General features: G+C 41.5%; 8 protein-coding genes. 6 read left to right on the plus strand and 2 right to left on the minus strand.

Translation table 11 applies throughout. The features are described from left to right. Positions 1–44: 44 nt before the first annotated feature. Together yidC and AAHJ11_RS13025 are read right to left on the minus strand one after the other, a co-directional pair. Entirely contained in the window at positions 45–1898 is a 1854-nt protein-coding gene (yidC, locus tag AAHJ11_RS13020) for a membrane protein insertase YidC (RefSeq protein WP_413579606.1), read from the minus strand. A 58-nt stretch (positions 1899–1956) separates the two neighbouring features. Further along, complete coding sequence (locus AAHJ11_RS13025) at positions 1957–3582, minus strand: CTP synthase (RefSeq protein WP_148367459.1); 1626 nt, start codon at positions 3580–3582, stop codon at positions 1957–1959. Positions 3583–3770: 188 nt separating this feature from the next. On the opposite strand from AAHJ11_RS13025, the gene AAHJ11_RS13030 reads away from it, so the two are divergent. The 6 genes from AAHJ11_RS13030 to AAHJ11_RS13055 all read left to right on the plus strand — a co-directional run bounded on the left by AAHJ11_RS13030 (position 3771) and on the right by AAHJ11_RS13055 (position 12269). After that, positions 3771–5279 carry a DUF3078 domain-containing protein gene (locus tag AAHJ11_RS13030; RefSeq protein WP_148367457.1) on the plus strand — a complete coding sequence of 503 codons (1509 nt, stop codon included), beginning with the start codon at positions 3771–3773 and terminating at the stop codon, positions 5277–5279. A 121-nt stretch (positions 5280–5400) separates the two neighbouring features. Beyond that, positions 5401–6606, plus strand: coding sequence for a tyrosine-type recombinase/integrase (locus AAHJ11_RS13035; protein WP_217722126.1), 1206 nt, complete (start codon positions 5401–5403; stop codon positions 6604–6606). Between the two features lie 420 nt (positions 6607–7026). Beyond that, entirely contained in the window at positions 7027–7611 is a 585-nt protein-coding gene (locus AAHJ11_RS13040) for a DUF3575 domain-containing protein (RefSeq protein WP_148367568.1), read from the plus strand. Between the two features lie 12 nt (positions 7612–7623). Further along, entirely contained in the window at positions 7624–9057 is a 1434-nt protein-coding gene (locus tag AAHJ11_RS13045) for a tetratricopeptide repeat protein (protein ID WP_413579607.1), read from the plus strand. A gap of 19 nt (positions 9058–9076) precedes the next feature. Next, the gene (locus AAHJ11_RS13050; RefSeq protein ID WP_320974799.1) at positions 9077–10921 is read left to right on the plus strand and encodes an Mfa1 family fimbria major subunit; all 1845 of its coding nucleotides are present in this window, start codon (positions 9077–9079) and stop codon (positions 10919–10921) included. Between the two features lie 238 nt (positions 10922–11159). Then, positions 11160–12269, plus strand: coding sequence for a FimB/Mfa2 family fimbrial subunit (locus AAHJ11_RS13055; protein ID WP_258980952.1), 1110 nt, complete (start codon positions 11160–11162; stop codon positions 12267–12269). Positions 12270–12275: the final 6 nt, after the last annotated feature.

Raw genomic sequence — 12275 nt, forward strand, 5'->3', positions numbered from 1 at the left:
ATTGGGTGTCCGGCTTTCTTAGAATAGATTTCGGGAATTACTCCTTATTTTTTATTCTGTCTTTGCTGCTGCAATTGCTCTTGTTGCTTTTGCATCGCCTCCAGGCGGGCAGCAAATCCGGTCTTTTTCATTTGTTTCGGGTCTTTCTTTTTCGCTTCAAGAATAGACAATAATTTGACCTCGTCGGTCGTTCTACGAAGCAGAATCATAGTCCCCACACTAATCAGCGTTGACACGAAGTAGTAATAGTTCAAACCTGACGGATAGTCGTTCAAGACGAACAAGAACATAATCGGCATCAGATACATCATCCATTTCATAGCTGCCATTTGTGGCTGCGCTCCGGTATCCTGCATAGACATTGTGTACTTTGTGTTCAGGATATTGGTCACCGTCATCAGCAAGCAGAACAAGCTAAGATGGTTACCCAGGAACGGAATATGGAACGGGAACGTGATGAACGCATCATAAGTAGAAAGGTCGTCCGCCCACAAGAAGCTCTGTTGACGCAGCTCGATAGCACTCGGCACGAACATAAACAAAGCCATCAGGATAGGGAACTGCAATAACATCGGCAGACAGCCGCCCATCGGGCTTACCCCGTACTGGCTGTAAAGGCCCATCACCTCCTGCTGTTTCTTCATTGCATCTTCCTGCTTCGGGTATTTCTTGTTGATTTCGTCAATTTTCGGTTTCAATACACGCATCTTGGCAGAAGACATATATGTTTTCCAGGTAGCCGGATAAACCAGCACTTTTACCATAATAGTCAGAATCAACAGAACGATACCCATGCTCAATCCCCAACCGGACAACCAGTCGAATACGTTGATCGTGATAAACTGGTTAATCCAGCGAATCAACGGCCAACCCAAGTAAACGAGTCGGTGAAGCTCCCATTTCTCGTCACGGCCTTTATCCAACGCTTTCAACGTCTTGAAGTGGTTCGGACCGAAGTAGAAATACATCTCTGTCGGTTCCTTACCTGACGGATCAAAGAAAGTATTCATTTCAGCAGAATAATCTTTGATATATCCGCTTCCCTGTTGTTCCATTTTTGACTTAACGGAAACCTTGTCGAAATCCTGTTCAGCGATAAATACAGACGAGAAGAACTGATTCTTGAAAGCTACCCAATCAATGCGTCCCGGCAAATCCTGACTGTCATCTTTGGCAGCAGACAAGTTGTCTACATTGTCACCTGTTACTTTATAAGTCAGTTCCGACAGACGATTCTCATAAGTGAATCCTTTTTCCAGTTGGCGGGCACGTTGTGACCAGTCGATGTCCACATACTTAGTGCTTGCCAACTTGTCTTCCATGCCTGTCGCTTTGATTTCAAAGTTCATCAGGTAGCTATCCGGTTTCAGCGTATAGATGAAATCGATATAGCTTGCGCTATCCGCAGCCAGACGCATTGTAACACTACTGTCCGTCTTGTTCACCGCTTCAAAGAAATAATCTTTGGTCTGGATGGCTCCTGCTTTGTTGTAGAAGTTGAAGTTCATCGAAGCATCGTCACCGTCGAACAACATGACCGGCGTCTTTTTGTCCTGTGCCATATAATCTTTCAGCATGGCTGAATAGACGCGTCCGCCTTTGGTTGTGAAAGTGATTTCCGCTACATTATTCCGGATGCTGATTTTAGAGTCAGTTCCATGCAAGGCATTGAAAAACAAAGCAGAAGAATCGGCAGCCGTTGCCACCTCTTTTTGGCTGTTAGCCAGTGCAGCTTTCGTTTTAGCCTTCAACGCTTCCTCCTGCTGCTGTACCACGGCAATAGAATCGTAGTATTTCTTTTGTGCAGCTATCTGTTCCTCGCTTGGACGGCTCAAAAAACTGAATCCTACCAATAATATACCTATCAGAACGAGACCTGTGATGGTGTTTTTATCCATTCTTATTTTAATTACAAATTATATAAATTACAAACTACCGGTTGTTTACCACATATCGTTAGCCGTTCACCGTTGCTTTTTCGTTTTCGATGGCAGCTTTCACAAAGGCGACGAACAACGGATGAGGGTTCAGTACCGTACTACCATATTCCGGATGGAACTGTGTGCCGACAAACCATTTCAAAGCCGGGATTTCAACAATTTCTACCAGATCCGATTCCGGGTTGATACCTACACATTTCATGCCGGCAGCTTCATATCGGTCTTTATAATCATTGTTGAACTCATAGCGATGACGGTGACGTTCTTGAATATGTTCCTGTCCGTAAGCCTGATATGCTTTAGAACCTTTCTGCAAAACACATTCGTAAGCACCCAGACGCATGGTACCACCCATGTTGGTGATTGCCTTCTGTTCTTCCATGATATCAATCACGTTATGCGGAGTTTTTTCATCCATTTCACGTGAGTTGGCATCAGCGTATCCCAGTACGTTGCGGGCAAACTCGATAGCAATACATTGCATACCCAGACAAATACCAAAAGTCGGGATGTCATGTGTACGTGTATATTTGATAGCGACAAACTTGCCGTCGATACCCCGTTGACCGAATCCCGGACCAATCATTACACCCGCCATACCTTTCAGAGCTTCACATACATTTTCGTCTGTCAACTTCTCGCTGTTTACGAAATGAACTTCCACTTTGCGGTCATTGTACGTTCCTGCCTGTGATAAAGCCTCACGGATAGACTTATAAGCATCTTGCAAGTCATATTTTCCAACCAGTGCAATATTGATCGGATCTTTTGTCTCTGCGGCGTGACGGCGTTCCAGGAACTTACGCCATGGGCCGAGTCCCGGAGTTTCTCCTACCGGCAGTCCCATCTTTTCGAGGATAGTGCTGTCCAGTCCTTGTGCCTGCATCAGGATAGGTACTTCGTAGATTGTTTCCGCGTCGATAGACTGCACAACAGCCTTATCGTCTACATTACAGAATTGTGCCACTTTCTTACGCAATCCGTCACTTAGCGGATGCTCGGCACGCAGAACCAGTACATCCGGCTGAATACCCACACTTTGGAGTTCCTTTACAGAATGTTGCGTCGGTTTTGTTTTCAATTCTCCGGCAGCAGCAAGATAAGGAACATAAGTCAAGTGTACGCAAAGAGCGTTCTTACCGAGTTCCCATTTCAACTGACGGATACTTTCGAGGTAGGGGAGTGATTCGATGTCACCTACCGTACCACCGATTTCAGTAATCACAAAATCAAACTTGTATTTATTACCAAGCAGTTTAACATTCCGTTTGATCTCGTCTGTGATGTGAGGAATCACTTGGATGGTTTTACCCAGATAGTCTCCACGGCGTTCCTTGTCAATGACGCTCTTGTAGATACGTCCCGTAGTAATGTTGTTCGCCTTTGTCGTTTGTATTCCCAGGAATCTCTCATAGTGTCCCAGATCGAGGTCGGCTTCGTGTCCGTCTACGGTTACATAGCACTCCCCGTGCTCATAAGGATTTAATGTTCCCGGGTCGATGTTAATATACGGGTCAAACTTCTGGATGGTTACATTATAACCTCTTGCTTGCAGCAACTTACCGATGGATGATGAGATGATCCCTTTTCCTAAAGAAGAGGCAACACCACCGGTGACGAAAATATACTTTGTTTCTCCCACAGCTATAACTGTTTTAATAATTGTTACTTAGTAGTATTCTTACGAACTTAAAAAGCGCAAAATTATAAAAAAAAGAGGAAGATTGCAGACTTTCGTCTCTACAATTTTATTAAAAAATGCAATTTTGAAAGAATCCTATGATTTCTAAACAAAATAATGTAGCTTTGCAGCCTAAACCATAGACAAATATGATGAGAATTACTACTTTATGTTCAGCGTTTATCCTGTCAATCTTATCGTTATCGCTTTTTGCACAGGAGCCTGTCGAATCCGCTTCACTTCCGACTGACTCTCTGCAGCCTGCTCCTGCAGCGATCAAACCTGCCAAAACGGTTAAATCTTCAACAGTGGTGGCAAAAGCCAGAGTCGTGAGGGCAGATACCCTTTCTGCAGAACTTCAGAAATATTTGATGCTAAAACTTAATCTGTCTGGTCCGACTCCGAAACTGGATACCGTTTCTTATTTATATAATAAGTATGTTGCACAATTAGATTATTTGAACGACTTGTCCGTTCCGCCACGTTATATTCCGTCTGATCCCGATTATTTCCGCTTATTTACACCTGTGGCGTATTATTATGCCCCGATGGCGCAATATTCGAAATTGGAATGGAAACCCATACAATTGGATGCTACTCCTCAACTGACAACAGAACTTCTGCCATACGATACCTTGGCATTTACCAAAACCCAGCGTGCCGGTAAAATAGTGAACAGTGCGTTGATGGATCTGTATCTGGCACATCCGGATTTGGTTGTAACTACAGAAGATCGCATCATGAGCCGTGATGTGTTCCGTCACGATGTGAAGCCGAAAATATCTCCGAAAGCAACTGTTGTTCATCTGTTTCAACCGGAAAATATGGATGATAATGTAGGAAAGGCCAATATGAAGATTAGTCGACCTAACTGGTGGGTTACGGGAGGTAACGGGTCGTTGCAGATCAGTCAGAACCACCTGTCGGACAACTGGTATAAGGGAGGGGAAAGCAACTTTTCCGGATTAGCGACTTTTCAGGTTTTTGCCAACTATAATGACAATGAAAAAGTACTGTTTGAAAACCAGTTGGAAGCTAAAGTCGGTATGACTTCCACTCCGTCAGATGAATACCATAAATATCTTTTTAATACCGACCAATTTCGCTTGTATAATAAATTAGGTCTGAGAGCTTTCAAGAACTGGTATTATACCATTTCTTCCGAGTTCAAGACGCAGTTCTTTAATGGTTATAAAGCTAATAGTGAAGAATTGGTTTCGGCTTTCATGTCTCCGGCAGATTTGGCGGTCAGTGTCGGTATGGACTACAAACTGACTAAGAAGAAATTTAATCTTTCCGTGTTTATGGCACCGTTAACTTATAATTTACGTTATATTGGTAGCTCGGAAGTGGATGAAACAAAATTCGGTTTGGACAAAGGCAAATGTTCTAAAAATGACTTCGGTTCCCAGCTGCAATCGACATTCAACTGGACCATCATCTCTGCAGTGACTTTAGAATCCCGTCTCAATTGTCTGACCAACTACCATTGGGCACGTATAGAGTGGGAGAATACATTCAATTTTGTGTTGAACCGTTATCTTTCTACTAAGCTCTATATACATACCCGTTTTGACGACAGTTCGAAACCGACTGAAGGAGACAGCTTCTTCCAGTTGAAAGAATTGCTTAGTTTCGGTATTAATTATAAGTGGTAAGAAATTTAAAGTTTCCCCAAAGAAATAAAAGAGGCTGTTTAACAATAAAATGTTATTCAGTCTCTTTTTTTGATCCATATATTTGTTATATCACTAATTTATAATTCAAAATATAACTTATATGGCAACAGTAAAAGTGAAATTTCGTCCTTCTTCAGTTTGTAAAAAAGAGGGGACTTTATTTTATCAAGTGACTCATAATAGAGTCGTGAAGCGGATAAGCACGTGTTACAAGATTTTCCCGTCGGAATGGGATAACCGGTTTTCTTCGGTTATTACCTTCACTGATAACGAAGTTCGTGCACGTCATCTTGTTACATTAAGAAAATGCATTTTAGAAGATCAATCCCGGCTTAAAGAAATTATTCGACGGTTTGAGCGGTCGGCGGATACTTTTACGTCAGACGATGTAGTGAAGGCCTATAAAGTACCTCTTGTTGACGGTTTCCTGTCATTTGGGCGGAATCTTATTGTGCAGTTGGAGCAAATAGGTAAAGAACGTACCGCTGAAACCTATAGGGCAACCTTAAATAGTTTCGAACGTTTCATGGGAAGCCGTGGTGATATTCTTATTGAAGGAGTGGATTCTGCTTTTATGGTTGAGTATGAAACATTTTTAAAATCAACTGGAGTATGCCCCAACAGTTCTTCGTATTATATGAGAAATTTGCGTGCGATATATAACCGTGCTGTTGACAAGGGGTTGACGGTACAGCGTAGTCCGTTCAAACATGTGTATACTGGGATTGACAAGACAATGAAGCGTGCTGTGTCAATGACAGTTATTCGCCAGATAAGAGATTTGGAACTGGGATTTTCATCTTCAATGGAGTATGCTCGGGATATCTTTATGTTTTCGTTTTATACTCGTGGAATGTCGTTTATAGATATAGCATTCCTTAAAAAGAAAGATATTCAGAATGGCATCTTGTCATATCGGCGTCACAAGACGAATCAGCAGCTTTTTATCAAATGGGAAAAGCCTATGCAAGAAATCGTTAACAAGTATAATACGGTAGATACGCCTTATCTGTTACCGATAATAAAAGATATAGGTAAAAATGAAAGGCGGCAATATATAAATGCGGCACATTTGATAAACAGGAAATTAAAAATGATTGGAGAACTGTTGAATTTGAATGTGACACTGACAACATACGTTGCCCGCCATGCTTGGGCCAGTATAGCCCGAAGCAAAAATATTTCTATTTCTGTTATTAGCGAGGCTATGGGACACGACTCGGAGAATACTACAAAAATTTATCTTGCATCATTGGATACTTCAGCTGTGGATAATGCTAATAATCTTATTATCAATTCTTTATAATGATAAAAAAAGAAATGAGTGTATATTATTGAGCCGGTACTTTTCTTATCAAGAAAAGTATTAATTTGATGCAAAATTATAAAAAAACGGCCATACAGCATTATATCCAACAACTTTTTTTATTCTGTAACAAAAAATATTAGCATTTTTTGTAAAATGTTAATTGAAACAGCACTTTAATATAATCCAAAAGTATCAGTATCAGATAGTATTGTTGTCGGTACTTTTCTTGATAAGAGAAGTATTGGATTAAGCCATAAAGCAAATAGAATTGGGGTATAAACATATTTGCAGGGGAAATAAAGATCAAGATATATTTTTAGAATATCAGTAAATGCTAATTTGTTTATTGCTGTTTGTTTGGGGTAATGCTTAAAGAGAAATAGTAACAATTATTTGGCATAGGAACACACATAAATGATGAAACTAAGGATTCTTTTTCTGATAGTAGCCATGAATGGCGTGGCTTATACAATTAATGCGCAGAAAGTGGCGCTAAAGACCAATATCCTGTCCGATGTTTTCATGAATGTAAATACCGGTTTCGAGGTAGGACTTGCACCTCGGTGGACATTGGATATTTCCGGAGATTTCAACGCATGGACCTTATCGCATAATCGCCGGTGGAAACACTGGGCGGTACAACCTGAAGCACGCTATTGGTTTTGCGATCGCTTTGCAGGTCATTTTGTCGGAGCTCATCTCCACGGTGGACAATATAATATAGGTGGTATTGACACTGATTTCAAATTACTGGGCACAGATTTTTCAACTCTTAAGGACACCCGCTATCAAGGATGGTTTGTTGGCGGCGGTGTTGCTTATGGTTATGCTTGGATCTTGGGGCGTCATTGGAATATCGAGGCTGAAATAGGTGTCGGTTATTCCTATACCCGATATGACCGTTTCAGGTGCGCCGGGTGTGGAAAGAAAGTGGAGGAGAGCAAGCCGCATAACTATTTTGGTCTCACTAAAGCGGCAGTGAATTTAGTTTATTTATTCTAAAAGCGTTTAGTTATGAAACGAACTATTTTTATTATAACAGCATTGCTGGGAGCTGGCTGTATGCTGAATGCCCAGCAAACAATTGGAGTGACAACAGATAACCTTAAAATTGAACGGAACGGTGAATATATAGTAGTCGATATGAATATGGGGCTGTCTCCTCTTGATGTGGAGAGCAATAGAGCAGTGCTGCTCACTCCTCGCTTTGTGTGCGCTACGGACACGTTGGAGCTTCCTTCGGTAGGAGTTTATGGGCGTCGTCGTTATTATTATTATGTGCGTAATGGTGAAAGTATGCTCTCCGGCAAAAAAGAGATGACATTCAAAGCACATTCCAGACCAGAAGATGTGGCGTATCATGCTATTATTCCTTATTACAAATGGATGAACGGTTCTGCACTGGAACTGTATCGTAGTGATTACGGATGTTGTAGCACACTATTAGCGGAATGTATCGAGCCGTTGGGCGGATATGCCGAAATAGAACCGCTTTCTCCACAGTTGCTCTATGTATACCCACAGGCAGAAACAGTCAAAAGTCGTTCGCTTTCCGGTTCGGCTTTTATCGATTTCCCGGTCGACAAGACGGTTATATATCCCGAGTATCGTCGGAATACTTCCGAGTTGGGTAAAATTCAAGCTTCTATTGACTCTGTCCGTAATGATAGAGATATAACTATCACTTCGGTATGGCTTAAAGGTTACGCTTCACCTGAAAGTCCATACTCCCATAACCGTGATTTGGCGATAGGTCGTACAGCGGCATTGAAAAGTTACATCAATCAACTGTACCATTTCAGGGATAGTGTAATAACTACCGCCTATGAACCGGAAGATTGGGGAGGATTGCGCCGGTATGTTGAGAAAACGAACCTTGCACATCGTACGGAAATATTGGCAATGATTGACAGTGACATGGAACCGGATGCTAAGGAAGCAAAAATCAAGCGGACTTATCCGGAAGAATACCGTTTCTTGTTACAAAACTGTTATCCGGCTTTACGCCACACTGACTATCGCATAGATTACATTATCCGCAGCTTCAGTGATGTAGAAGAAATCAAACGTATTATGCGGACACAACCGCAAAAACTTAGTCTTAATGAGTTCTATCTCGTGGCGCGGACATACGAACCGGGAAGCGCAGAGTTTAATGAGGTGTTCGAAACGGCCGTGAGAATGTATCCCGATGATGAGATTGCCAATTTGAATGCTGCAAACTCTGCTATGCAGCGTAAGGATTTTGAAAGCGCAGAGCGTTATCTTTCCAAAGCGGGAGATTCGTCACAGGCGGTATACGCTCGTGGGGTATATGCTTTTGGAGTAGGGAAGTATGATGATGCTCGAAGGTTCCTGAATGATGCGAAGGCGATGGGAGTAGAGGAAGCGGAGATAATTCTTATTGAGATAAATAAAATAGAGAAAGCAAAAAAAATAAATTATTAATCCATTAACATTAAATTTTATGAAGTTATCAAATTTATTTTGGGGCTTGCTTGGAGTAATGGCATTTAGTGCTTGTTCCAGCGATGAAATTGTGCCCGAAAACGGCGGTCAGGCATTTGATGGTCAAAGTCGTTTCTTGTCTGTTCAAATTGCAAATCCGGCTGCTATCAGAACACGTGCTACAGTGAATCCCGGTCAACAAGATCCGACTGGTGAGTTTGAAGAAGGATTGGCAAATGAAAATGCTGTGAAATCAATACGATTTTATTTCTTTAAAGCTGATGGCTCTGCTTGTCCGGTAAGACGCGACGGAAAGAGTTATTACGATTATTCCCTTGATGGTAGTGACGATCTGGGGAGTAGTGAAGGCAATATGTCTAATATTGAAGAAACGGTGAAAGCTGTACTTGTTATTGAAACAGATCAGGATGATAATGTAGATGGGCTTAAGTCTATGGTTGCCGTACTTAATGGTGGAGTAGGCGACGAATTTATCTGGGGCGATGATAACAAAACGTTGACTGCACTTCGTGCTACCATTGCAGAGTCAGGTTCCACAAGTTATACAACTTCTACAGATTCTAAAGACAATTTTTTCCTGATGACAAGTTCCGTATTTGGTTCCAAAGAGTTCTGTTGTGAAGTTGCGGTTTCAGCAGACAAGTTGAAAACTGCCCCGGATCTTGCCACTGCCGATCCGGTAGAGATCTATGTAGAACGTGTTTATGCGAAAGCAAGATTGTACACGGAATGGAGTGACGGTATCTCCCCCAAAACTGTAACATATAACAATAAAACTTGTACGGCTGTTCCATTGAAAAAGGCAAAAGACAGTGGAGAGTATTTGACTACTGGAGATAACGACGATGTTGTATATGCCATTTTTAATGGATGGGATGTGACGGGTACCATTGACCAAACATATCTCTTCAAAAAAGTTGATTCTAACTGGGAATTGGGTTGGACATGGAACAGACCGTCTCTTTACCGTTCTTATTGGGCACAGAATCCGGCAAATACTAAACTTAGTTACTTGTCTTATAATAAAATATCTAAAAAAATTGGTACCCAGGGAGTTGTAAATAATAACTCTACTTCATATGATGGGGAAAATGTATACTGTCTTGAAAATGCTGCTAATCAAAATGATGGTACGAGAGCATCTTATGATCCGGCTGATCCGGAAAATGGTCTAAGCAATCGTACCCAAGCAATTGTTGCAGCAGTATTGGTGACGATAGATGGTGACAATATTGCTACTCCTCTTAGTTTGGCAGAATTTGGTGGAACTCAATATACAGAAAAAAATGCGTTGAAAGCAATGCTGGGTTTTGTAAATCATGAAATTTATACAAAAGAAGGGGAAGGAGAAGAAGCGAAATTGGTATCGATTAAAGAGGATATGGTTAAATTTGTTTCCGGAGTAGAGGCAGGTGTAGCTGATATGACCTTTGAAGATAGCAAAAGATATTTGAGCTATTTGCAACTGAATGAAGAGAAGGCGAAAGATGTAACATTCTATAAGGCAGATGGAAGTGCGTATGCAGATCATACTGAAGTAAACAAGATGCTTGCCAATGACAAATCGGTAGGTGCAAGAGTGTGGTCATCCGGTCAAACATATTACTATACCGATATTAAGCACGAAGAAAATGCAGATGAGACAAAAGGTAAGTTTGGTGTAGTACGTAATCACATTTATGATATTGCTATTAACTCTGTCGCTGGTCTTGGAACTCCAGTTTTGAATCCTAATGAAGAAATCATTCCGCAGAAGCCGAAAGACGATGAAACTTATCTTGCCGCACAAATCAATATCCTTTCATGGAGAGTTGTGAAACAGAATATTGATTTGGGTTGGTGATTTTCATACTAAATAAAAATATAAAAACAATTATTAAGTAATCCTGATGGCGGGACATTTCCCGTCGGGAAGCGTCCCGCCATCTTTTTCAGTATAAAGAATGCGTTCCGGCATCGGCGCAAAGAGAGATGCCGCTTTGAAACCTGGCAGAAGATTTCGGGTTTCCACTTAATCAGAAATTTCTACTGTGGTTTTGCCACAGACTATATATATGATCATTAATAAGAAATGATAAATAATGAACACACTGTCTTATATCAAACATTTGAGAATAACAGTATTGGCAGTCGTTGCGAGTACCTTTTTGTTCATGTCGTGTGACGGTATGATATATAATGATGAGGGTGACTGCTCCGTACGTTACCGTCTGAAATTTCGTTATGACATGAATCTGAAGTTTGCCGACGCTTTTGCTCATGAAGTGAAATCCGTCAGACTTTACGCATTCAATTCCGATGGAGAGCTGGTATGGCAGTCCGCCGAACAGGGTAGTGTCCTTGCATCAGGAGACTATGTCATGCCTCTCGACCTTGCTCCCGGTGATTATCACCTTGTGGCATGGTGCGGACTTGACAATGAAGAATCCTTCGCTTTGCCTGACGCATCGTATGGATGCCATTTGGAAGATTTGCACTGTAAGTTGAAACGTCAATATGATGTGGCGACGGATGCGGTGACAGGTACGCAAAAAACTATTGCTTGTTCAAAAAAAGATTTACACCCCTTATTCCATGGTGTTCTTGATGTCAGTCTGCCTGTGAATGATGACGGGGGCGAATATACTTATGTCATGTCATTGACGAAAGATACAAATGTATTCCGTGTGGTGCTTCAGCATCTTTCCGGAGAAGATATAAACGCTGATGACTTTGTGTTCAGCATTGAAGATTGTAATGGTTGGGTGTCGCATAAAAACTCATTGATTGATGATGAACCGATTACGTACTGTGCCTGGGCTACTTATTCGGCTGATGCAGGTGTAGATGTGCTTACCAAAGCAGGTGTAGACGTAATGCCCGAAGTTGGAAATCGTGCTATATCAACAGTTAAAGCTGCCGTAGCGGAACTTACAGTAAGTAGACTGGTAGCAAGAGACTGGAGTCTGTATACACGCCCCATGTTGATTATCCGCACTATCGAAGGAAAACTCATCGTTTCTATTCCGGTGATTGACTATGCCTTGATGGTGAAAGGTGAATGTAACAAGAAGATGTCCGATCAGGAGTATCTTGATCGAGCAGATGAATACAACATGACATTCTTCCTTAATGAAAACAACAAGTGGGTGAGTACGATGATACAAGTCCTTTCATGGAAAGTCGTACGTTCTAATGTAGATCTAGACTGAACAATA

The sequence above is a fragment of the Bacteroides sp. 90-K9/2 genome (genome assembly GCF_047310725.1).
Classification (GTDB): domain Bacteria; phylum Bacteroidota; class Bacteroidia; order Bacteroidales; family Bacteroidaceae; genus Bacteroides; species Bacteroides vicugnae.